23 protein-coding genes are annotated in these 17,385 nt (G+C 62.5%); 7 read left to right on the top strand and 16 right to left on the bottom strand.

Annotation, left to right across the window (positions count from 1 at the left end; genetic code table 11):
* Positions 1 to 12: 12 nt before the first annotated feature.
* The 10 genes from ACSQ3L_RS13600 to ACSQ3L_RS13555 all read right to left on the bottom strand — a co-directional run bounded on the left by ACSQ3L_RS13600 (position 13) and on the right by ACSQ3L_RS13555 (position 7,846).
* A complete protein-coding gene (locus ACSQ3L_RS13600; protein WP_436160415.1) occupies positions 13 to 1,305 on the bottom strand; it encodes a type II toxin-antitoxin system HipA family toxin in 1,293 nt (430 codons plus the stop codon).
* Positions 1,306 to 1,307: 2 nt separating this feature from the next.
* Positions 1,308 to 1,652, bottom strand: coding sequence for a helix-turn-helix transcriptional regulator (locus ACSQ3L_RS13595; RefSeq protein WP_436160414.1), 345 nt, complete (start codon positions 1,650 to 1,652; stop codon positions 1,308 to 1,310).
* A gap of 142 nt (positions 1,653 to 1,794) precedes the next feature.
* Positions 1,795 to 2,217, bottom strand: coding sequence for an arsenate reductase (glutaredoxin) (gene arsC, locus ACSQ3L_RS13590; protein ID WP_436160413.1), 423 nt, complete (start codon positions 2,215 to 2,217; stop codon positions 1,795 to 1,797).
* Complete coding sequence (locus ACSQ3L_RS13585; protein ID WP_436160412.1) at positions 2,214 to 2,912, bottom strand: aquaporin; 699 nt, start codon at positions 2,910 to 2,912, stop codon at positions 2,214 to 2,216. Before ACSQ3L_RS13585 ends, arsC begins: the two co-directional genes overlap by 4 nt.
* Before the next feature lie 110 nt (positions 2,913 to 3,022).
* Entirely contained in the window at positions 3,023 to 3,355 is a 333-nt protein-coding gene (locus ACSQ3L_RS13580; protein WP_436160411.1) for an ArsR/SmtB family transcription factor, read from the bottom strand.
* A 60-nt stretch (positions 3,356 to 3,415) separates the two neighbouring features.
* Entirely contained in the window at positions 3,416 to 4,114 is a 699-nt protein-coding gene (locus ACSQ3L_RS13575; RefSeq protein ID WP_436160410.1) for an RES family NAD+ phosphorylase, read from the bottom strand.
* Positions 4,108 to 4,530, bottom strand: coding sequence for an MbcA/ParS/Xre antitoxin family protein (locus ACSQ3L_RS13570; RefSeq protein WP_436160409.1), 423 nt, complete (start codon positions 4,528 to 4,530; stop codon positions 4,108 to 4,110). Before ACSQ3L_RS13570 ends, ACSQ3L_RS13575 begins: the two co-directional genes overlap by 7 nt.
* A 309-nt stretch (positions 4,531 to 4,839) precedes the next feature.
* Positions 4,840 to 6,273 carry an aldehyde dehydrogenase family protein gene (locus tag ACSQ3L_RS13565; protein WP_436160408.1) on the bottom strand — a complete coding sequence of 478 codons (1,434 nt, stop codon included), beginning with the start codon at positions 6,271 to 6,273 and terminating at the stop codon, positions 4,840 to 4,842.
* A 406-nt stretch (positions 6,274 to 6,679) separates the two neighbouring features.
* On the bottom strand, positions 6,680 to 7,147 hold the full coding sequence (locus ACSQ3L_RS13560; RefSeq protein ID WP_436160407.1) for an N-acetyltransferase family protein: 468 nt from the start codon (positions 7,145 to 7,147) through the stop codon (positions 6,680 to 6,682).
* A 273-nt stretch (positions 7,148 to 7,420) separates the two neighbouring features.
* Positions 7,421 to 7,846 carry an SgcJ/EcaC family oxidoreductase gene (locus ACSQ3L_RS13555; protein ID WP_436160406.1) on the bottom strand — a complete coding sequence of 142 codons (426 nt, stop codon included), beginning with the start codon at positions 7,844 to 7,846 and terminating at the stop codon, positions 7,421 to 7,423.
* A gap of 157 nt (positions 7,847 to 8,003) precedes the next feature.
* Here ACSQ3L_RS13555 and ACSQ3L_RS13550 point away from each other — a divergent pair, with 157 nt between their 5' ends.
* Positions 8,004 to 8,594 (top strand): cation transporter, encoded by a 591-nt coding sequence (locus ACSQ3L_RS13550; RefSeq protein WP_436163431.1) that lies wholly within the window; start codon positions 8,004 to 8,006, stop codon positions 8,592 to 8,594.
* 39 nt (positions 8,595 to 8,633) lie between these two features.
* On the opposite strand, the gene ACSQ3L_RS13545 is transcribed toward ACSQ3L_RS13550, so the two are convergent.
* The 4 genes from ACSQ3L_RS13545 to ACSQ3L_RS13530 all read right to left on the bottom strand — a co-directional run bounded on the left by ACSQ3L_RS13545 (position 8,634) and on the right by ACSQ3L_RS13530 (position 11,450).
* On the bottom strand, positions 8,634 to 9,374 hold the full coding sequence (locus ACSQ3L_RS13545; RefSeq protein ID WP_436160405.1) for an SDR family oxidoreductase: 741 nt from the start codon (positions 9,372 to 9,374) through the stop codon (positions 8,634 to 8,636).
* A 63-nt stretch (positions 9,375 to 9,437) separates the two neighbouring features.
* The gene (locus tag ACSQ3L_RS13540) at positions 9,438 to 10,001 is read right to left on the bottom strand and encodes a flavodoxin (RefSeq protein WP_436160404.1); all 564 of its coding nucleotides are present in this window, start codon (positions 9,999 to 10,001) and stop codon (positions 9,438 to 9,440) included.
* A 53-nt stretch (positions 10,002 to 10,054) separates the two neighbouring features.
* Entirely contained in the window at positions 10,055 to 11,038 is a 984-nt protein-coding gene (locus ACSQ3L_RS13535) for an aldo/keto reductase (protein WP_436160403.1), read from the bottom strand.
* Between the two features lie 16 nt (positions 11,039 to 11,054).
* Positions 11,055 to 11,450 (bottom strand): (R)-mandelonitrile lyase, encoded by a 396-nt coding sequence (locus ACSQ3L_RS13530; protein ID WP_436160402.1) that lies wholly within the window; start codon positions 11,448 to 11,450, stop codon positions 11,055 to 11,057.
* 154 nt (positions 11,451 to 11,604) lie between these two features.
* Between ACSQ3L_RS13530 and ACSQ3L_RS13525 the strand changes: the two genes are divergently transcribed.
* The 6 genes from ACSQ3L_RS13525 (at position 11,605) to ACSQ3L_RS13500 (ending at position 16,164) form a co-directional block, all read left to right on the top strand.
* On the top strand, positions 11,605 to 12,498 hold the full coding sequence (locus tag ACSQ3L_RS13525; protein WP_436160401.1) for a LysR family transcriptional regulator: 894 nt from the start codon (positions 11,605 to 11,607) through the stop codon (positions 12,496 to 12,498).
* 210 nt (positions 12,499 to 12,708) lie between these two features.
* Positions 12,709 to 13,701 carry a carbon-nitrogen hydrolase family protein gene (locus ACSQ3L_RS13520; protein WP_436160400.1) on the top strand — a complete coding sequence of 331 codons (993 nt, stop codon included), beginning with the start codon at positions 12,709 to 12,711 and terminating at the stop codon, positions 13,699 to 13,701.
* A gap of 186 nt (positions 13,702 to 13,887) precedes the next feature.
* On the top strand, positions 13,888 to 14,265 hold the full coding sequence (locus ACSQ3L_RS13515) for an ester cyclase (RefSeq protein ID WP_436160399.1): 378 nt from the start codon (positions 13,888 to 13,890) through the stop codon (positions 14,263 to 14,265).
* Positions 14,266 to 14,381: 116 nt separating this feature from the next.
* Positions 14,382 to 14,663 (top strand): type II toxin-antitoxin system ParD family antitoxin, encoded by a 282-nt coding sequence (locus tag ACSQ3L_RS13510; RefSeq protein ID WP_436160398.1) that lies wholly within the window; start codon positions 14,382 to 14,384, stop codon positions 14,661 to 14,663.
* Positions 14,660 to 15,022, top strand: a complete 363-nt coding sequence (locus tag ACSQ3L_RS13505) for a type II toxin-antitoxin system RelE/ParE family toxin (RefSeq protein ID WP_436160397.1) — start codon at positions 14,660 to 14,662, stop codon at positions 15,020 to 15,022. The genes ACSQ3L_RS13510 and ACSQ3L_RS13505 overlap by 4 nt, the downstream gene beginning before the upstream one ends.
* Positions 15,023 to 15,108: 86 nt before the next feature.
* Positions 15,109 to 16,164 (top strand): YeiH family protein, encoded by a 1,056-nt coding sequence (locus tag ACSQ3L_RS13500; RefSeq protein ID WP_436160396.1) that lies wholly within the window; start codon positions 15,109 to 15,111, stop codon positions 16,162 to 16,164.
* A 221-nt stretch (positions 16,165 to 16,385) separates the two neighbouring features.
* Here the strand turns inward: ACSQ3L_RS13500 and ACSQ3L_RS13495 are convergent, their stop codons facing one another.
* Both ACSQ3L_RS13495 and ACSQ3L_RS13490 read right to left on the bottom strand, forming a co-directional pair.
* Positions 16,386 to 16,883 carry a GAF domain-containing protein gene (locus ACSQ3L_RS13495; protein ID WP_027035323.1) on the bottom strand — a complete coding sequence of 166 codons (498 nt, stop codon included), beginning with the start codon at positions 16,881 to 16,883 and terminating at the stop codon, positions 16,386 to 16,388.
* Between the two features lie 176 nt (positions 16,884 to 17,059).
* Positions 17,060 to 17,374, bottom strand: a complete 315-nt coding sequence (locus tag ACSQ3L_RS13490; protein ID WP_436160395.1) for a GYD domain-containing protein — start codon at positions 17,372 to 17,374, stop codon at positions 17,060 to 17,062.
* Positions 17,375 to 17,385: the final 11 nt, after the last annotated feature.

The following is a 17,385-nucleotide window of genomic DNA, read 5'->3' as shown; positions in this document are numbered from 1 at the left end:
CTATAAAATGCCTTAACAAGCATATTTCCTATCAGACATGAATGTCACTCCGACCTCGTTGGTCAAGGCGAGTTTGGCAGTGCGCTCCAGCAGTTTATCCCTGTAGTCTTGGGGCATCGGCAAATCACGGATTAGTGTCGGCCATTCATCCGCCGCTTGCTCGACCGTCTCGACTATTTCTTTTTTTGCTCGTTGCGTGGGAATTCCACACAACTCAGCAGCTCGCTCGAACCTGTTCAGGCCAATGATTTCTGAATTTCTGCTGTTACGGAATTTCAGGGCCATTTCGTTTGAATGGTCGTAGACGTAGGCAGCAACGATGTCATAGGCAGGGCTCAATTCGCCGCGGGTCGGCACGGGATACCAGAGCGACCAGTTCTTCAGATGGGCATCATTGTTGCCTAGGAGCAAGTTGACCGCGACGCGCTTTGCAGCTTGCAGGAACGGCTTGGTACCGCCCTCGCCCAATCGAGTGGCGATGTTCAGCACGGTTTCTTCGTTGGCCGCGAAATATTTCTGGTCACCGCTGACACCCATCACCTGGGAAAAATCCTCCATATGCACGCGCATGCCGTCGTCTGTGCGGTCGAAACGATTTACCGCAAGCACCTGAGAACCCGCCTGAAGGAACTCTTCCTTGATGCCGTAGACCGACTCTGTCGGCAGCAACTCGAAAGATGGCACGGTTACGCCCACGGCTTCGGCCAGTTTCATCGACGTGTATTCGACCTCCGGCAAATACGGGAATTTTTCGCTCGGAAGCTTCGCAATGATATCGCCGTTCCGGCCCGTCGCGGGAAAGGTCAGTCTTCCGCCCTGCTTCAGCATCGACATCTTCAACTGCACTCCGGCCAGCGAGAACCTGATCAGGGTCTGATCTCCGCGGGTTTCTCTCACCCTTTGAAAACCCGAATCGAGCGCTCCCTCCGCCCTGATGACAACCGCACCGGGAAGATCTTCGCCAAGCCAATTGAGCACGTCGAAATTCGACGTCTTGCCAGTCGGCAGTTCCCTGTTCACCAATTCACGCAACGCACCTTCCGGAAGCAGGTTCAGGAACCACGGGGGCAGGTCGCGCCCTCCGGAAAGCATTGGCCCCGATCGCAGTTGCTGGACTGTTTTCGCCTCGTCGCCGATGTGCAGCAAGGCGGAACTGAGGATGGGGCGATTCTGGCCGAGGTCGATGTAGGATTGGTCTATGTCGAAATGGATCATCGATCCGGTATCCCGGATCAACGATCCCACTCGGGCCGACGTGCCTTCGGCCTCAAGATAGACGCCAAGCACCTCGATTTTCTTGGCCATGCTCAGCGTCCCGGCCTTTGCGGGTCATCATCGTCATCGGCGTCGGGGATAAACAGTTCGTCGACGGCACTGTCGGTCTGGCGCGCGACCGTCGGATTGCGCTCACCATCCAAACTGGAAGACACAATCGCTCTTACCTGGACGAGAGCTTGGCGCGGAACAAACACGATCTCGCAATCCAGGGCGGCCGCGATCGCGTAGAGCGTCGCACTTTCCGGATTGATCCGGCCGCTTTCCACCTTTGAAACATACGCCTGCGTGGTACCGGCGAGATCGGCCAATTCCCCTTGAGTCATGCTCCGGCTTCGACGCAAATCCCGGATGGCAGTCAGAAATCTGTAAACCACGGTCGTCGTCCCTTCTGCTGCAAACTACCACAGGCCAACAGAGACGGCAACAAAACATGCCTTATAAGAAATATATATTAAAGAATATGCCTTTCTAGGCATGTTTTTTGAATAACTCGGCGAAGCATCCGCATAGCTTGCGTCAGCCGGTGCGCTTGCCCAAGGCGCCGGTGACCACCTCGCCATCCTCCTTGGTGAACGCACCGATGTCCGGGTTGGGCAGGATGTCCAGCACCTTTTCCGACGGCCGCGCCAGGAGGACGCCGAGCGGGCTGACCACGATCGGCCGGTTGATCAGGATCGGATGTGCCAGCATGAAATCGAGGATCTGCTCGTCGGACCATTTCGGATCGGCAAGGCCGAGTTCGGCAAAGGGCGTGCCCTTTTCGCGCAGCAGGTCGCGCGGCGTCATGCCCATGGCCGCGATCAGTTCGACCAGCCTTTCGCGTGACGGCGGCGTCTTCAGATATTCGATCACCTCCGGCTCTTCGCCGGACTGCCGGATCATAGCCAGCGTGTTGCGCGAGGTGCCGCAATCGGGGTTGTGGTAGATGGTGACGGTCATGTCGCGGCCTTCATCTGTTTGATCGGTTTCGCTTCGGCAAGCAGCCAGCCCGCCAGCGCCATGGCCAGCAAGGCCCCTAGCAATTCGGCGGCGATGAAGCCCGGCAGGTCGACCGGGCGGATGCCTGAAAACGTGTCGGAAAAGGCACGGGCGATCGCGACGGCCGGGTTGGCGAAGGAGGTCGAGGCGGTGAACCAGTAGGCGGCGGTGATGTACAGCCCGACAAGCCAGGGGATCGCGTCGGAGCGAAAGCGCAGGCCTGCCAGGATGGTGAAGACGAGACCGAAGGCGGCGACTGCCTCCGCGAGCCACTGCCCGGCTCCGGTCCGCACCGTCGCGGAAAGCTGCAGGATCGGCAATTCGAACATGGCGTGCGCCAGAAACGATCCGGCGATGCCGCCCACGATTTGGGCGCCGACATAGGCAAACGCCGCATTCGCCTCGATTTCCCGGCGGAGCGCGAACACCAGCGTGACGACCGGATTGAAATGCGCCCCTGAGATCGGCCCCAGTATCGTGATCAGCACGACGAGAATCGCCCCGGTCGGCAGCGTGTTGCCGAGCAGCGAAATGGCGCCGTCGTGGGTCAACCGGGCCGCCATGATGCCGGAGCCGACCACGGTCGCGACCAGAAGTGCGGTTCCCAGCGCTTCCGCGACGATGCGGCGTGGCAAGTCGTCGGCCACCGCCCTCATCCGACGCGGCCCGGCATCGTCTCGGCTAGGATCGACCGGGCCGAGTTGCCGGTGCATGGCAAAAGGATGTTGAATGTCGGATCGCTCATCGGTGTTGCTCCCAGACAAGACTAGCAGTCACAGGTCACGGCGTTGATGACGGGACGACAGAGTTCCGGCGCGCCATTGCAGCAATCTTCCATCAGATAGGCCAGCAGGTCGCGCAGGCCGGTCATGTCGGCGACGTAGCGCACGATCCGGCCGTCGCGTTCGGGGCGGACCAGCCCGGCATGGGCGAGCACCTTCAGATGCGCCGACATGGTGTTCTGGACCGTATCCAGCCTCGTCGCGATCTCGCCCGCCGGAATGCCTTCCGGCCCGGCGCGCACGAGCAGCCGGAAGACATCCAGCCGCGTCTCCTGGCCAAGTGCGGCCAACGCGTTCAAAGTATCTTTCTTATCCATACATCCAAATCCTTGGATGTATGGATATCGACTTCCTCGCGATCTGTAAAGCGTCCACCGTCAGGTGACGGCCAGCACCTTGCCCGTATCGTGCTGGCGCACGAAGTCCACGCGGGCGCCGTCCCAATGGTAGCTGTAGTGGCGGCCCTGCACCGGAATGGTGATGATATCCGGCCAGAAGATGCCGATGCAGGCGCCGCCCGGCATGCGCACGCTGTTCCACACTAGCCCGTCGCTGCCTGCCGCCCGCAACCCCCGCCCTTCCGCCTGCGAGGCGGAATAATCGTCCGGGTCGAGCACATCAGGCACGGCGTTCACGTCATCAAGGTCACGGTCTACACTGCCGATCAGCACTCGGAAATCCGCCGTCCAACCCGGATCCTCGTTGGTGGCGCGCATGAATTTCTGATGGTGGTGGATGGTCTCGGCCAGCGCCACGTCTTCGCTGTCGCCGGCATAGTAGATGCCGTAACTGCCATCCGAGAAACGCCCGGGCCGCAGCGTCGAACAATGCACGAAGGGCGCCATCACGAAGCTGGCGCCGGGGCCGGAGACGCGCCTTGCGGCGGCGACCTTGCCGAGATCGCCGATCTCGAACCTTATGCGCGGGTTGGTCTTCGCCTCGACGGCGGCCAGCGCCTCCCAGTCGCGCGGGTCGGCAATGTCCTCGAACAGGTCGATCGGTGGATGGATGGAGCGGATGATGCGGAAGGCCTGGTGCCAGTCGACGCGGCGACGGACCGCAAGCCCACTCACCATGCACCACGCTCCGCGTCGAGCCATTCCCGCATCGCCGAGAGATCGGAGATTTCGCCGCGCAGCATCAAGTCGAGCGCCGACTGGCCGCCGAACGTGGCATTGGGCTTGCGGATCCAGGCATAGCCGCGCGCCGGCTCCGTGAACAGATAGCGCAGACCCTTGTGGATGCCCATTAGGTGCGCCATGCGGGTGCGCAGGTCGCGGTCGATCCTGCCGACGCCGCCTTCCTTCGCCCCAGTCTTCCAGCGTGCCCAGGTGCGCGCCGACATACCGCCGAGCAGGATGCAGGCCTCGAGGTCGGTGAGATTCCAGGCCTTGAACAGGTTGACCGTGGTGCGCGCCAGCGCGCCAGCCTCGTCATCGGTGATGACGCTTCCAACCGTGGCCGGTGTCGTAACAATGGACTGAAGCTGCATTTTAGTGCCTCGCTATTGGCATATATATAGCATGTATTTGCCAATTGGCAAGATAAGTCCAGCCGCATCTCGATGGGAAGAGGATGGCGGGACGCGTAGCAAGGCTTGGGTTCCTCGCCCCCACGGAAGTGGGGGAGAGGTGGCTCGGCGAAGCCGAGACGGAGCGGGGGATGGCTCGGCTTTGAAAGACATTCAGCGGAACCCCGCCAGCGTCGCAGGCCCCCTCTCCGACCGCTTCGCGGCCACCTCTCCCCCGCTTTGCGGGGGGCGAGGAACCCTAGTCCTGGAAGGTCGCTGCCAGTACCCCGTCTACTCCGCCGCCTCATACCCCGCGATGCCCTTGATTTCGAGGAAATCCTCGAGCCCGTATTCGGCATATTCGCGGCCGTTGCCCGACTGCTTGTAGCCGCCGAACGGCAGGCCGGCGTCCCAGGTGGGATAGTTGATGTAGACATTGCCGGTACGCATGCGCGCCGCCACTTCGCGCGCCTTCTTCATGTCCTTGGCCTGGATGTAGGAGGCGAGGCCATAGACGGTGTCGTTGGCGGTCTCGATCACCTCGTCGACGCTGTCATAGGGCATGATCGCCAGCACCGGCCCGAAAATCTCCTCGCGCGCGATGCGCATGTCGTGGGTGACGTCGGCGAACACCGTCGGCCTGACATAGTAGCCGCGGTTGAGTTCGGCTGGACGGCCGGGGCCGCCCGCCACCAGCGTCGCACCTTCGTCGATGCCGGCCTGGATCAGGTCCTGGATCTTGTCGAACTGAACCTGGCTGACGACCGGGCCGAGCCTGGTGCCGGCCGCGTCGGCGGGGCCGACGGTGAACTTTTCCGCGACCACCTTGGCATAGCCGGCCGCCTCGTCGTGGCGGTCGCGCGGCACGAACATGCGCGTCGGCGCGTTGCAGGACTGGCCGCTATTGCTGAAGCAGCCGGCGACGCCCTTGCTGACGGCGCTTGCGAGGTCGACATCCCCGAACAGGATGTTGGCCGACTTGCCGCCAAGCTCCTGATGCACGCGCTTGACCGTGTCGGCGGCGGCCTTGGCCACCAGTATGCCGGCGCGAGTCGAGCCGGTGAATGACATCATGTCGATGTCGGGGTGGCTGGACAGCGCCTGGCCGACGCCGGGTCCGTCGCCGTTGATGAGGTTGAACACGCCCTTCGGCACGCCGGCTTCGTCCAGAATCTCGGCGAAGATGATGGCGTCGAGCGGCGCGATTTCGGAGGGCTTCAGCACCATGGTGCAGCCGGCGGCAAGCGCCGGACCGACCTTGCAAGTGATCTGGTTGAGCGGCCAGTTCCATGGCGTGATCAGGCCGACGACGCCGATCGGCTCCTTGACCACGAGATGATTCCCCTTCACATGGCGGAATTCGAAGTCCTTCAGCACGTCGGCCATCTTCTGCAGATGCGATAGACCGATGCCGACCTGGCTGTCCAATGCCATCTGGCGCGGCGCGCCCATCTCGCGCGACACGGCAACCGCCAGATCGGCGCTGCGCTTTTTGTAGACCGCGATGATGCGGTTCAACAGGTCGAGCCGCTCGCCGACCTCTGTAAATCCGAATGTGTTGAAGGCGCGCTTGGCGGCCGCCACCGCCTTGTCGACATCGGCCTTGGAGCCGAGCGATATCTGCGCGAAGGCATCCTCATTCGACGGATCGATAACGTCGAATGAGTTGGGCACAACAGGATCGACCCACGCGCCATCGATATAGAACTGCAGATTGTGTGACATGGTTTTCTCCTTTGCCGCGTGGCCGTGCCGGCCGTCATATCTGGCTGGAAATAACGATGCACAAACGCCGCTGTCAAACGCAACCCTGGAAGTGGTTAAGCCAGTGCGGCAGTCATTGATCCAGAGGGCGCGGTAAAGAACCGGGCTTCCGCCGTCGAGTTCCTTCGCGCCCCCCTCTGTCCTGCCGGACATCTCCCCCACGAGGGGGGAGATTGGCCATCACCGGGGGCCTTCGCCAATCTTCGATGTTGCAGGAGGAGCGCCGGCGCCGAAACTGCCAATCTCCCTCCTTGTGGGGGAGATGTCCGGCAGGACAGAGGGGGGCGCCGTAGAGCGCTGATTTTGAGCCGTTCATGCTCTAACAGGGATTGAAGCGGCAACAGTCAGGATGCTCCGATCGTCCGCGTCAACCTGCCAGCTTCTTGCTCATATAGACCGCCACGCCATTCATGAACGGCTCTTCCCGGTCCACGATATAGCCATGCCTCTTGTAGAGCGACACGTTCGCTTCGAAGGCGCCATTGGTCAGCAGGCGAAGCTCGGCACGTCCTGCGTCGACCGCCTTGCGCTCGGCCAGCTCCAGCAACCGCCGGCCGATCCCCCTGCCCTGCGCCTGCGGCGCGACGCAGACATTTTCGATCCAGAGGTGGTCCTCGGCCAGCATGGTTTCGATCATCCCGACAATGCCGCCATCCTCGACGGCGAGATCGAACGGATGCTCGCCAACGGCCTTGTCGTAGTCGGCGCGCATCGGCAGCGGCTCGCGGCCGATCACCGGCACCCATTTTGCATAGGCGGCGCGCACGATATCCCTGATCGCGGCGGCATCCGCCGGCTCGGCCGGCCGAAGCCGGATGGAAGAATTATTGGTCATCAAAGTGCTCCGGACATGGAAAACCCCGCCGGCGGATGTCGCGGGCGGGGCTGGAAACGAACGAACCGGGTCTATCGTGCCGGTCTTTGTCGTCGCGCAATCAGTCTGCCGCTCCGCACCGTGCAGTTGCGGCGTCGCTTGGTGTTGGCGGGCGCGAGAACGAACATGCGCCAAGCTGGAGCAGGAAGCGCGGCGCTGTCAAGGGCGCCGCTCGATCGGTATTGTCTCACGTTCGGCGGGACGCTTCTGGTCTTTAGGTCCGGTCGGCATGAGTTAGCTTTTCGAGCCGGCTGGGGTGATTGTGCCAGGAACAATATCCGTGTTCTGAGCCACCTTGATTCGCCATCCTGACTGGCCATCTTGGGCAATCAAAAGCAATATGCCTTTCCTAACCCCGGCCGGGGACCCGTCCGGAGCAGATGCTCCCGTTAGGGTCCAAGTGTAATGAATAGAAGCAAGCCCCGGAGCCAATTCCACAACCGACGAGATATCGCCTTCTAATCGGCTGTCCCGAAACATGGTGTCATGAGTGGCTCGGTGCGCTGCTTCGATCTCGGATCGGTTCTTCCACCAAACACCTACGACGTTGACGAAATTTGCATCGGAGGCGAACAGAGATGCGAACTCATCCATATCATGCCGGTTCCAAGCGTTCGCAAAAGCGGTAGCGACATGCTCTGGCTTGCTCGTCGCGCTCATGCCTACGTCTCCCGCGCATACTTTCCGCTAAGCATATAGGAGTTCAGACCGATATGGGAAATGCATGTTGTTGTCCTACGTCGGCGAGGCGCTTCTGGCCTTTAGGTCCGGCGAGCATATGATGCTGCGCCAACGGCAATTGATTGATGGACAAAATATGACCGGGACGCTGAACAAAGCGGTGCGGATGGTTGCCATCCTGAACCTAGCCTATTTCGGGATCGAGTTTGCCGTAGCCGTTTGGATCGGATCGGTATCGCTGTTCGCGGACAGCATCGATTTTCTGGAGGATGCATCCGTCAATCTCCTGATCTTGGTCGCGTTGGGCTGGACTGTCCGCAATCGAGCCCGGCTCGGAATGGCGCTGGCGGGGGTACTGCTGATCCCGGCATTGGCGACCCTTTGGACGGCCTGGGAGAAATTCAACATTCCAGTCCCGCCTGCTCCCGTTCCGCTAACGCTCACAGCGGCTGGCGCGATCCTCGTCAACCTGTCGTGCGCGCTGACACTGGCCCGCTATCGTCATCACAGCGGCAGCCTTACCCGTGCAGCCTTCCTGTCGGCGCGCAACGATGTTTTGGCGAATGTCGCAATCATTGCCACCGGCTTGGTTACGGCATTTGTGTGGAACTCGGCCTGGCCCGATATCGTCATTGGCCTCGCAATCGCCGTCATGAACGCGGATGCTGCCCGCGAGGTTTTCACGGCCGCGAGACGCGAGTTCGCAGAAAGCCAAATTTCAAACTGAGACACTACCGCCCGGTCCGGGCACGATCCTTGCGACCGCTCAATACTCCTGCACCGTCGGCCGAAACAGGATCTCGTTGATGTCGACATCGTTGGGCTGGCTCATGGCGAACACAACCGTCCGGGCGAAGGAATCCGCAGGGATCGCCACCCGGTCGTAGAGCGCGCGCACGCCTTCGGCAACGTCGACCTCGGTGACGCTGTCGGGCAGCTCGGTGGCCACCGCGCCCGGCGAGATGATGGTGGTGCGAATGTTGTAGGGTTTTACTTCCTGCCGCAGGCCTTCGGAGATGACACGCACCGCATGCTTGGTGGCGGCATAGACCGCGCCGCCCGGCCCCACCTTGTGGCCGGCGACCGACGATACGTTGATGATGTGGCCGCTTTTCTGCGTCTTCATGTGCGGCAGTGCCGCGGCAATGCCGTAGAGCACGCCCTTGATGTTGACGTCGATCATCCGGTCCCAGTCCTCGACCTTGCCGCGCTCCAGCGGTGAATGCGGCATCAGCCCGGCATTGTTGATGATGACGTCGACGCGGCCGTGCGTCTTGACCGCATGATCGACCAGACGCCGGACCTGGCCGACATCGGTCACGTCGGTCTGCAGGATGGCGTCCTTGCCGAGCGACAACTCGCCGGCCAGCGCTTGCAGCCGGTCGAGGCGGCGCGCGCCTAGCACGAGCTTTGCGCCCTCTTTCGCCAGAAGCCGCGCGGCGGCTTCGCCCAGCCCGCTGCTGGCTCCGGTGATGACGACAACCTTGTCTTTGATATTCTCGGTCATAAGATTTTCCTTTCTGATTTCGGCTTCGCTGCGCACGGCAGCCTGAGCGTTCGAACTGGCGGCTCAGCCGGGCATTTTGATCTTGCCCAGCCAGCCTGTGACCTCTTCAAGCGTCTCGCGCTCCTGGTCGCACTGCTTGGAAAAACCTTCGATGAGCCGCGCCGCTGGTGCATGGTCGGCGAGGACTTTCAGGCTCTGCCCTAGGCCGTAGCCGCCATGGGTGATGAACGGCACCAATGTCTTGCCGGTGAGATCGCGCTTGGACAGGAAGGAGCGGATCACTGAAGGCGCCGTCATGCCCCAGATCGGAAATCCGAGGAACACTGTCTGGTAGGATCCGATGTCGGGCACCGTGGCGGCGAGCGGCGGTTCGAAACCGGACTCCCGCTGCTGCTCCGCCACCGCGACCTGCTGCTTATAGTCTTCCGGGTAGGGATCGACGGTCCGTATCTCGAAAAGATCCGCTCGCAGAGCCCGACTGATCTGGCGCGCGATGACACGCGTGTTGCCGGTGCGGGTGTAGTAGGCCACCAGCACCTTGCCGCCGCCGGCCGGCTGCGCGCTCGACGCGCTGGCGGGCCGGCTCGATCCGGCACTCAGTCCGGCGCCCAGTGCAAGCGCGGTCATAAGCGCACTCCGTCTTGATACCGACTGGCTCATCGCGAGTTCCTGTGCTCCTCTCAACGCCCGACCCGCGCCTGCAGGTGCGCGGGATAACGGTCGCCCTGTACCGTGATGCCAGACATGGCGGTCTCGATGTCGATAAGATCGTCAGCGCTCAGCACGATGCTGGCCGCGCCGATGTTCTCCTGGAGACGATGAAGCTTGGTGGTGCCGGGGATCGGCACGATCCATGGTTTCTGTGCCAGCAGCCAGGCCAGTGCGATCTGCGCCGGCGTCGCCTGCTTCGCCGTTGCAATGGCACCAAGCACCTCGACCAGCGTCTGGTTGGCCTTGCGCGCCTCGGGTGAGAAGCGCGGCACGATGTTGCGGAAATCGTCGCTGGCAAAAGTGGTGGTCTCGCTGATGGCGCCGGTCAGGAACCCCTTGCCCAGCGGGCTGAACGGCACGAAGCCGATGCCGAGTTCTTCCAGTGTCGGCAGTATCTCTTTCTCGGGCTCGCGCCACCACAGCGAATATTCGCTCTGCAGCGCGGCGACCGGCTGCACGGTGTGAGCCTTGCGGATCGTCTGCGCGCCAGCCTCGGACAGGCCGAAGTGCCCGACCTTCCCCTCGGCGATGAGCTGTTTCACAGCACCCGCGACATCCTCGATCGGCACATTGGGATCGACGCGATGCTGGTAGAGCAGATCGATGTGGTCGGTCCTCAGCCGCTTTAGCGCCGCCTCGGCGACCTCCCGTATATGCACGGGCCGGCTGTCCATGCCGTGCGATACCTCGCCGCCGGCAAAGCCGAATTTGGTTGCGATGACGACCTTGTCGCGGACCGGCGCCAGCGCCTCGCCCAGCAGCTCCTCATTGACGAACGGGCCATAGGCCTCCGCCGTGTCGAAGAAGGTGACGCCGCTGTCGACGGCCGAGCGGATGAGCTCGACGGCCTGCTTTTTATCGGTCGCCGGGCCATAGCCATAGCTCAGCCCCATGCAACCCAGCCCGATGGCCGAGACTTCGAAGCCATTGTTTCCAAGTGTGCGCTTTTGCATTGTCGTCTTCCTTTATTCAGGCTTGGTACTGCGCGTCGCTGACGTGCTCCATCCAGTCGACCGCCTTGCCGTTGAGCGCTTCCTGGATGGCGATGTGGGTCATGGCGGTGGTCGGTGCCGCGCCATGCCAGTGCTTCTCGCCCGGCTCGAAGCGCACCACGTCGCCGGGCCGGATTTCCTCGACCGGGCCGCCCTCGCGCTGCACGCGGCCGCAGCCGGCGGTGACGCTCAGCAACTGGCCGAGCGGATGGGTGTGCCACGCGGTGCGCGCGCCGGGCTCGAAGGTGACGGCGTTGCCGGCCGCGCGTGCCGGTGCAACGGCCGCAAACAGAGGGTCGATGCGCACCGTGCCGGTGAACCAGTCGCCCGGTCCCTTGCCCGAGGCTTGAGAGCCGCTTCGCTTGATATCCATGATTTTGTTCCTTTTCCACGCCGGGCCAGACCCTGCCATTGGCTTCAAGGCCGCCCAGCTTTGGGCCGCCCGATTTTGTGATGCCAATTTAGGGTCAGCAATTGGCCTCGATTAGGTGCTATATCCGGCATGTACTTATGAAGGACGCTCATCAATGCCGCGCGACAATCTGAACGAGCTGACCGTCTTCCTCGCCGTCGCGCGCGAACAGAGCTTCACCCGGGCGGCGGCAAAGCTCGGCGTGTCCCAATCGGCGCTCAGTCACACGGTTCGCGCGCTGGAGGAGCGGCTGGGCGTGAGGCTTCTGACCCGCACCACGCGCAGCGTGTCGCCCACCGAAGCCGGCGAGCGTCTGGCTCGCACCGTGGGGCCGCGGCTCGACGAGATCGAGACTGAGCTTGCTGCACTCAGCGCCTTGCGGGAAAAACCCGCCGGCACCATCCGCATCACCGCCGGCGAGCACGCCGCCGATGCGATGCTGTGGCCTGCCCTGGCGAAATTCCTGCCCGACTATCCCGACATCAAGGTCGAGATCATCGTCGACTACAGCCTGACCGACATCGTCGCCGAGCGCTACGACGCCGGCGTGCGGCTCGGCGAACAGGTGGCGCGCGACATGATCGCGGTGCGCATCGGCCCCGACATGCGCATGGCGGTGGTCGGGTCGCCGGCCTATTTCGCCACGCGGCCGAAGCCACGTGTGCCGCAGGACCTGACCGACCACAATTGCATCAATCTGCGGCTGCCGACCTATGGCGGGCTCTATGCCTGGGAGTTCGAGAAGGCCGGGCGCGAGCTGAAGGTGCGGGTCGAAGGCCAGCTGGTGTTCAACACTGCCGCGCTGCGCATGAATGCCGTGCTCGCCGGATTGGGTCTCGCCTATCTGCCCGAGGACCAGGCGCGCACGCGGCTTGCCGACGGTGAACTGGTGCGGGTGCTCGCCGACTGGTGCGCGCCCTTCCCCGGCTACCACCTCTATTACCCCAGCCGCCGGCAGGCGACGCCAGCCTTCTCGCTGCTGGTCGACGCGCTGCGCTACCGAGGCTAGATGTAAGTTCTCGACGGATCTGGTTGACGAAACAGGACGGCATCGGCATCATTCTCCACGGCGCGGCCTGCGCCGAACCTCCAGGGACCGTCCCCAGCCCGGTCTTGAACGGAGGCAAAGGGGCTTTCCAGTCTCAGGCCGCTGTCTTGGTCCAATCGTTTCGGGTGTGGTTGCTGGGGAACGCCATCCGGGACGTGAAAGGCCATGACAATGACGCAAAATACAAATTTCAAACGTCGTGTGCGGGCTCGCGCTGCCAAGACAGGCGAGTCCTATACGGCTGCTCTCAGGCATTTTCACCGCGACGCACCGGATGATCCTGCGCCCCAAGTGAGATCGGTGCGATTGGCGGTGGCGCAAAGCACCGTCCATGATGATCCTCGCGACATCGGCAAGCTGCGCGACAGCGGGCTGGAGATGCGACGCCTGATGCGGGAAGCGCGGCAGGCGGGCGCGAGACTGCTGCACTTTCCCGAAGGCGCGACCTGCTTTCCCAACAAGCGCATCATGTCGGCCAGCGGCCGCGAACATATCGGACCTGCCGATTGGAGCCGGTTCGAATGGACGGTGCTGCGCGAGGAACTGGAGGCGACGACAGCACTTGCGCGTGAGCTTGGGCTGTGGACAGTCTTCGGCTCGGTGCATCAGCTCAGCGGGCTGCGCCGGCCGCACAACAGCCTGTACGTCGTCTCCGATCGCGGCGAGTTGGTGACGCGCTACGACGAGCGCATGCTGTCGAACACCAAGATCTCGTTCATGTATACCCCCGGTTCGATCCCGGTGACGTTCAAGGTTGACGGGCTACGCTTCGGCTGCGCGCTCGGCATGGAAGCGCACTTTCCCGAGATTTTCATCGATTATGAGAGGCTCGATGTCGACTGCGTCCTGTTCTCGACAATCACCGCCGCCGATGGCCCGGCTTTCGCCGTCGAGATGCAGGGACACGCGGCAAGCAACAATTATTGGGCCAGTTTCTCCCTCCCTGCGCAACACAGCCTGACCGCGCCTTCGGGAATCGTTGCTCCCGGGGGCCGGTGGGCGGCGCAATGCCCGGCCGATGGAACACCCTCGATTGCGGTCGCCGATATCCACACCAATCCGGCGGACCCGGCCCGGCCTTGGCGGCGAACGGCGCGGACGGGAATCTATCAACCGCATCTGGTGGAAGACGACCGGCGAAGCAACGACCGCAGCATGTTTTAGCCGGGCGTCACGCCCAGGGGTTGGCTGGCCGCGCTGCCTGGGCGAGCTGGTGCGGTCGGTTGCCGCCCGTCCTTCCCGGCTCAGCCATCCCCGCCTTTCGCTGTTGGTCGGCCATGTGGACTGCATCAGCGGTCGTTCTATCTTCTTGCTTGAGCGTGACCTTTTCCAAGCACCGGAGCCATCGCCGTGACCGTGACCGACCTCTATCGAGGCTACATCGCCTGCCTCAACAGCCAGGACTGGCAGAAGCTGCATCGCTTCGTTCATGACGAGGTCCACTACAATGGCGACCGCGTCGGGCTGTCGGGTTATCAGGAAATGCTGGAGCGCGATTTTCGGGAAATCCCGGACCTCCATTTCGACACCCAGCTGCTGATCGCCGAACCGCCGTTCATAGCCAGCCGGCTCCAGTTCAACTGCACGCCGAAGGGAACCTTCATCGGCCTGCCTATCAACGGCCGGAAGGTCTCCTTCAGCGAGAACGTCTTCTACGAATTCCTCGACGACAGGATCAGGAACGTCTGGTCGGTGATCGACAAAGCGGCCATCGAAGCGCAGCTTTGATGCCTGAGTGCGGCACCGCATCCTCCGGTCAAAGGCATCGTCAAGCGCGCAAACCATCCATCGCCCTTGCAGCTGGTAGTAAACTTGCCTACCTTCGTGCGCAGGAGAATATGCGGATGGCGAATGTCGAGAAGGTGAGCGTTGCCCTCACCCCTGAAATGGCAACCATGATGCGCGAGGTCGTCGCGGCGGGCGAATACGCCTCGGCAAGCGAAGTCATGCGTGAGGCGTTACGCGAGTGGAAGTTTCGCCGCATGCAACGCGAACAGGCTGTCGACGAGTTAGGCCGGCTTTGGGACGAAGGCATCGCAAGCGGTAGCGCGGTCGACGGACGCGAAGCCTTCGCCCGGATCAAAAGCAAGCTCGATACGAGGATCGCCGAGCGCGAGTCGCGATGACGCTGCGCTTACGACCCGAAGCCGAAGCGGATATTGAGGCCATCGCGCTCTATATCGCCGAGGATAATCCCTCAGCGGCATTGCGTTGGTATGATGAAATCAATGCCCAATGCCAGCGAATCGCCGACATGCCGGGAATGGGTGTTGCTCGACCAGAAGTGCGAGCCGGCTTGCGCACGTTTCCCGCGGGAAACTATCTGATCCTCTATCGCCAGATCGAGGACGGCGCGGAGATCGTGCGCGTCATCCATGGCGCACGGCAGTGGCAAGAATTGCTCAAGCCGGACGACCCTCTGAGGGAGTTAACTTATTGCAGACCCCAGGGAGCCAATCCTGCGGACCATGACAATCGTTCGTAAAAATCGATCATTCTAACAACAACAATTCGTTGGAAAGATTGGTTTGGGAATGACATTCCTCCGGCTCACCCGCCTGGAGCATTAGATTGTCTTCCGTTTCCCACTTCGCGAACGATATTCCGAAAAGCCTGATTTCCGCCGAACTAGCCCGAGGGCGAAAATCCCTCAACTGGAACGGCATCATACCTGGCATCGTGCTTGTCACGATGATCACCGCCGTCGCCTTCTCGGCCCGCAATGTCTCCGGCTTCGCTTTGTTCAGCCCGATGATAACAGCGGTGGTAGCCGGCATGATCTACTCCAACGTGCTCGGCACGCCGGTGCACGCCAAGGCCGGCATCGCATTCTCGCAAAAGCGCCTGCTACGCTTGGCCATCGTGCTGCTCGGCTTCCAGCTGACGCTTGGCCAGGTCGTCTCCATCGGCGCCGGCGGCGTCGGCATTGTAGCGGCGACCCTCGGTGCCACTTTCATTTTCACCATCACGCTCGGCCGGTTGATCGGCGTCGACGCCAAGCTGGCGCAGCTGATCGCCGCCGGCACCTCGATCTGCGGCGCCTCGGCCATCGTCGCCACCAACATCGTCACCGACGCACGCGACGAGGACGTCACCTACGCCGTCGCCTCGATCACCCTGTTCGGCACCGTCGCCATGCTCGGCTTCCCGCTCATGGCGCCCATTCTTGGCCTCGACCAGCACGCTTTCGGCCTGTGGGCCGGCGCCTCGATCCATGAGGTGGCGCAAGTGATCGGCGCCGGCTTCCAAAACGGCACCCAGTCCGGCGAGATCGCCACCGTCGCCAAGCTGACCCGCGTCGCCATGCTGGCGCCCATGGTGATCGCGCTCGGCCTGATGGCGCGCCGCAAGAGCAGCGATCCCTCGGCCGCGCGGCCGCCCATGCCATGGTTCGTCGCCGCCTTCGTCACTGTGGTGGCGCTGAACAGCCTGGTCACGGTACCGGTCGAGGTGAAATCGGCAATGGCGCTCGCCACCACAATCATGCTGACCATGGGGCTAGCCGCCATGGGCCTGCAGGCCGACATTTCGCAGTTGCGCTCACGCGGCCTCCGCCCATTGGCGCTCGCCTTCTCGGCCTTCCTGTTCATCGGTTGCTTCAGCCTGATGCTGGTGAAGCTCGCCTGAGGAAGCAAAGGCAGCGTTCTACGGCGCCCCCCTCTGTCCTGCCAGACATCTCCCCCTCAAGTGGGGAGATTGGCATCGGCTCTTGCCTTGCAACGTCGAAAATTGGCGAAGGCGATCGCGGCATCAGATCTCCCCACTTGAGGGGGAGATGTCCGGCAGGACAGAGGGGGGCGCCGTAGAGCTCGACGATGGCCGCTTAGTTCTATGCCAAGTAGTTTAGCTCAGTCCTCGAACGAACTCGCCGCGGCATAGATCGCTGCCAGCGTCTCGATGCCGGCCTGGTCGGCTTTGTCGAAGCGGCCAGGCAGCGGGCTGTCGAGATCGAGCACGCCGAAGACGCCCTCGTCGTCCTCGAGCAGCACGACCAGTTCCGAACGCGAATCGGCGTCGCAGGCGATGTGGCCGGGGAAATCATGCACGTCCTTGATCAGCATCGAGGTGCCAAGTTCGACCGCCGTTCCGCACACGCCCTTGCCGACGGCGATGCGCACGCAGGCCGGCTTGCCCTGGAACGGCCCGAGCACCATTTCCTCGTCCGACTGCAGGAAATAGAAACCGGCCCAGTTGAGGTCCGGCACCATCTGGAAGATCAGCGCGGCGGTGTTGGCGGCGTTGGCGATCGAATCGCGCTCGCCCTCGAGCAGCGCCTTCAACTGCGTGGCGAGGTCGCGGTAGAACGCGGCCTTGTCCGACGTGTCGATGGCCTTGGCCGCAAACATGGCTTGTCTCCGTATCGAGAATCGCGGTTCCGTTTCCGCAAGCTCTCTGCACCAAACGATCACCGGACGATACTAGCTTGAATTCCAGTCGCCGCGAAAGTCGGAAGAAGATGCCCTGTCCGACACTCGGCAGCACGGCACGTCCATCGAACCGTGCTGCCTTGAAGGCAAGTCCATCAGCCGGCGGGTTTGTACGCGCCGGCGGCCTTGTTGGCGGCCGCGAGCACCGCCTTCATGTCGAGTTCTTCCAGTACAACCATCTGGGTCAGCGAGCCGCTCGCTCGCACCGCAAGGGACATGCCAATCCCCGCTGACTGGTCCGGCACCTCGCCATTGACGACGACGTCATAGATGCCGCGCGTGAACATCACGCTGGTCACCTTGCCGCCGACGCTTTCAAAAAGCGCCTTGACCGCAGCTTGCCTGTCCGAGCCTTGCATCAATCCTTTGGCGGCATGAGGCGCATAGTTTGCCAAAATAGTTACTTTCATGGGTATTTCCT

Source organism: Mesorhizobium sp. LjRoot246 (assembly GCF_964254115.1).
Classification (GTDB): domain Bacteria; phylum Pseudomonadota; class Alphaproteobacteria; order Rhizobiales; family Rhizobiaceae; genus Mesorhizobium.
Note: the sequence above shows the minus strand (reverse complement) of the source record. Positions and strands in the feature narration are given on the sequence as shown.

What these genes read in the sequence shown, in the direction of transcription:
- ACSQ3L_RS13540 (WP_436160404.1), bottom strand. Translation starts at nt 10,001, where the DNA reads ATGACCGCGCTTGCACTGGGCGCCGGACTGAGTGCCGGATCGAGCCGG.
- ACSQ3L_RS13565 (WP_436160408.1), bottom strand. Translation starts at nt 6,273, where the DNA reads ATGTCACACAATCTGCAGTTCTATATCGATGGCGCGTGGGTCGATCCT.
- ACSQ3L_RS13600 (WP_436160415.1), bottom strand. Translation starts at nt 1,305, where the DNA reads ATGGCCAAGAAAATCGAGGTGCTTGGCGTCTATCTTGAGGCCGAAGGC.
- ACSQ3L_RS13555 (WP_436160406.1), bottom strand. Translation starts at nt 7,846, where the DNA reads ATGAGCGCGACGAGCAAGCCAGAGCATGTCGCTACCGCTTTTGCGAAC.
- ACSQ3L_RS13510 (WP_436160398.1), top strand. Translation starts at nt 14,382, where the DNA reads ATGGCGAATGTCGAGAAGGTGAGCGTTGCCCTCACCCCTGAAATGGCA.
- ACSQ3L_RS13550 (WP_436163431.1), top strand. Translation starts at nt 8,004, where the DNA reads ATGACCGGGACGCTGAACAAAGCGGTGCGGATGGTTGCCATCCTGAAC.
- ACSQ3L_RS13525 (WP_436160401.1), top strand. Translation starts at nt 11,605, where the DNA reads ATGCCGCGCGACAATCTGAACGAGCTGACCGTCTTCCTCGCCGTCGCG.
- ACSQ3L_RS13495 (WP_027035323.1), bottom strand. Translation starts at nt 16,883, where the DNA reads ATGTTTGCGGCCAAGGCCATCGACACGTCGGACAAGGCCGCGTTCTAC.
- ACSQ3L_RS13560 (WP_436160407.1), bottom strand. Translation starts at nt 7,147, where the DNA reads ATGACCAATAATTCTTCCATCCGGCTTCGGCCGGCCGAGCCGGCGGAT.
- ACSQ3L_RS13505 (WP_436160397.1), top strand. Translation starts at nt 14,660, where the DNA reads ATGACGCTGCGCTTACGACCCGAAGCCGAAGCGGATATTGAGGCCATC.
- ACSQ3L_RS13520 (WP_436160400.1), top strand. Translation starts at nt 12,709, where the DNA reads ATGACGCAAAATACAAATTTCAAACGTCGTGTGCGGGCTCGCGCTGCC.
- ACSQ3L_RS13580 (WP_436160411.1), bottom strand. Translation starts at nt 3,355, where the DNA reads ATGGATAAGAAAGATACTTTGAACGCGTTGGCCGCACTTGGCCAGGAG.
- ACSQ3L_RS13535 (WP_436160403.1), bottom strand. Translation starts at nt 11,038, where the DNA reads ATGCAAAAGCGCACACTTGGAAACAATGGCTTCGAAGTCTCGGCCATC.
- ACSQ3L_RS13570 (WP_436160409.1), bottom strand. Translation starts at nt 4,530, where the DNA reads ATGCAGCTTCAGTCCATTGTTACGACACCGGCCACGGTTGGAAGCGTC.
- ACSQ3L_RS13490 (WP_436160395.1), bottom strand. Translation starts at nt 17,374, where the DNA reads ATGAAAGTAACTATTTTGGCAAACTATGCGCCTCATGCCGCCAAAGGA.
- ACSQ3L_RS13585 (WP_436160412.1), bottom strand. Translation starts at nt 2,912, where the DNA reads ATGAGGGCGGTGGCCGACGACTTGCCACGCCGCATCGTCGCGGAAGCG.
- ACSQ3L_RS13575 (WP_436160410.1), bottom strand. Translation starts at nt 4,114, where the DNA reads ATGGTGAGTGGGCTTGCGGTCCGTCGCCGCGTCGACTGGCACCAGGCC.
- ACSQ3L_RS13545 (WP_436160405.1), bottom strand. Translation starts at nt 9,374, where the DNA reads ATGACCGAGAATATCAAAGACAAGGTTGTCGTCATCACCGGAGCCAGC.
- arsC (WP_436160413.1), bottom strand. Translation starts at nt 2,217, where the DNA reads ATGACCGTCACCATCTACCACAACCCCGATTGCGGCACCTCGCGCAAC.
- ACSQ3L_RS13530 (WP_436160402.1), bottom strand. Translation starts at nt 11,450, where the DNA reads ATGGATATCAAGCGAAGCGGCTCTCAAGCCTCGGGCAAGGGACCGGGC.